Origin of the sequence: Clostridium sp. HBUAS56017, assembly GCF_007115085.1 — a bacterium.
GTDB lineage: Bacteria > Bacillota > Clostridia > Clostridiales > Clostridiaceae > Clostridium > Clostridium cibarium.
In genome coordinates this window covers 1-2,024 of sequence record NZ_SULK01000031.1, presented here as the reverse complement: position 1 = coordinate 2,024, position 2,024 = coordinate 1, and the positions used below count along the sequence as shown (strand labels likewise).

Below are 2,024 nucleotides of genomic sequence, written 5' to 3'. Positions count from 1 at the left end.
CCTTGAAAGTTTTTTCTCCAGTTGGTTTATTTCTCATGGCTAATGTATTTACAAACATTCCAACTACTTTTTCTAAGTCTCCATGCGTTCTTCCTGCAACAGGAGATCCTATAATTATATCTTCTTGCCCTGTATACTTATGCAATAACACATTATATATGGATAATAACACCATATATAATGTAGCATTATTTTCTTCTGCTATTTTATTTAATTTTTGTTTTATGTTTTTATCTAAACTAAAGCTTAATGTTTCGCCTTCAAAACTTTGCACTGCAGGTCTAACATAATCTGTTGGGAAATTTAATACGGGAATTTCTCCTAAAAATCTTTCTAACCAATAATTTTTTTGCTTTTTATTTATCTCTTCTTTATTTTTATTTTGCCATACTGCATAATCTACATATTGTATTGGTAATTCCTCTAAATCCTCCCCTTGATAGATTCTCCCTATCTCATCTATAATTATTCCCATTGATACTCCATCACAAATTATATGATGCATATCTATCATAAGAATATGCTTAGTATCTTCAACCTTTATAAGTCCCACCCTAATTAATGGAGCTTCACTTAAATTAAATGGCCTTACAAAACTACTAACAATAGCTTCTACTTCACTTTCGTCCTTAACCTCATAATTTTCAATATTAAATTCAAAATCTTCACATATCTTTTGAACTACTTCTCCATCTAGAATTTCAAAGCTTGTTCTTAATGACTTATGTCTAATTATTAACTTCTTAAATGTTTCATTAAGTCTTTCTTTATCCAATTCACCTATTAATATCATTGAATTTGGCACATTATAGTTAAGTTCATTTTCATTAGCTTCATGAAGTATATACATTCTCTTTTGCGCTGAAGATAATGGATAATACTCTCTTTCTTCTACTTTTTCTATTTCTGTATATACCATTTTAGATGATTTTTCTATATATTTTGATTGTTCTTCTATTGTAGTAAGCTTAAATAATTGACTTATTGATATGTTAACTTCAAATTTCTTATGTATGCTTGTCATAAGCATTGTTAAATTTAATGAATGTCCTCCAACATCAAAAAAGTTATCTTTTACACCTACTCTTTGAATATGCAATACTTTTTCCCATATATCAGCAAGTTTCTCTTCTACTTTATTTCTTGGAGCTATATATTTTGTCCCTACCTCTACAATAACATCTGGTTCTGGTAATGATTTTTTATCTACCTTTCCATTGAGATTCAAAGGTAATTTTTCTAATTGTACAAAATATGCTGGAATCATATATTGTGGCAAATCCTTTAGTAAATATTCTTTTATTTCACCTACTACCACTTTTTCATTTGATACTATATATGCACATAAATATTTATTTCCATTCTTATCCTCTTTAGCAACTACAACAACTTCTTTTATTTTTTTATTAGATAAAATTGCATTCTCAACCTCGCCAAGTTCTATTCTAAATCCTCTTATTTTTACTTGAGAATCTATTCTTCCTAAAAACTCTATATTCCCATCTGGCAAAATTCTAGCTAAGTCACCTGTTTTATAAATTCTCTCCCCTTTTACTAATGGGTTGTCTACAAACTTTTCTTTTGTTAATTCAGGCTTATTTAAATATCCTCTTGCTAGACCATCTCCAGCAACACATAACTCTCCACATACTCCAATAGGTTGTATTTTGTTATTATTAATAATATAAACCTTTGAGTTACTAATTGGTTTACCTATAGGAATATTTGAAGAATACTCTCTATCTATTAAGAAAGTTGTTGAAAAAGTAGTATTTTCTGTTGGCCCATATGCATGAATTATTTTTAGATCCTTACATTCTCTTATAACCCTATTCATATGGTTTGTAGATGACTTATCCCCACCAGTTAATAGATATCTTATATTCTTAAACATATGTGGTCTTTCATTTGACATAAAATTAAATAAGGAAACTGTTACCCATAATATTGTTATATTATTTTCACTTATATACTTGTCCATTTCTTCCATATTTAAAATAGTATTTTTACTTACTAAATGTAGC

1 protein-coding gene is annotated in these 2,024 nt (G+C 28.3%); it reads right to left on the bottom strand.

The window, feature by feature from the left end; translation table 11 throughout:
- Positions 1-1,990, bottom strand: a 1,990-nt coding sequence (locus tag FAY47_RS20480; protein ID WP_243129661.1) for a condensation domain-containing protein, incomplete at its 3' end; no start/stop codon positions are given.
- Positions 1,991-2,024: the final 34 nt, after the last annotated feature.